At 37.5% G+C, this 453-nt stretch carries 1 protein-coding gene; it reads left to right on the top strand.

Features of this window, described 5'->3' with window-relative positions; all coding sequences use genetic code 11:
• Nucleotides 1-453 (top strand): hypothetical protein (locus NNO04_RS22590; RefSeq protein WP_271446538.1); only part of this gene is annotated, 453 nt, incomplete at both ends.

The following is a 453-nucleotide window of genomic DNA, read 5'->3' as shown; positions in this document are numbered from 1 at the left end:
GGTTACATCTCTTAAGAATGACATTGATTCTATGAAAAATGAGATAAAGTCTGCTGAGGCAGCTATAGCTGGTTTAGGTATTGCAATAGGGGCTAGTGTATTAATTAGTATCGCTTCACTTGTTGCTGGCCCTGCAGGGCTTATCTTATGGATATTCACCGGTGCTGCTATATGTGTGTCAATTGCGTTCATTGTTACCAATTCAAATAAAATTAAAACACTCAATGCCAGTATTGAGGCAAAAAGTTCGACAATGTCAAAACTTGAGTTAGATGTTGCGACATTAGCTGTAGCGGCTCAGAGTTTTACTGATTTTAGTAATCAAGCTACCGAGTTGGTTTCTGTTCTTCGTGGAATGTTAGATACGTGGAAAGATATTAAAGGACAATTAATTCTAACCAGAAATGAAATAGATAAATCTGGTTCTCATTACGATACTGAGGACTGGTTGAG

The sequence above is a fragment of the Citrobacter sp. Awk 4 genome (assembly GCF_028069725.1).
Taxonomy (GTDB): Bacteria; Pseudomonadota; Gammaproteobacteria; order Enterobacterales; family Enterobacteriaceae; genus Citrobacter_D.
Note: the sequence above shows the minus strand (reverse complement) of the source record. Positions and strands in the feature narration are given on the sequence as shown.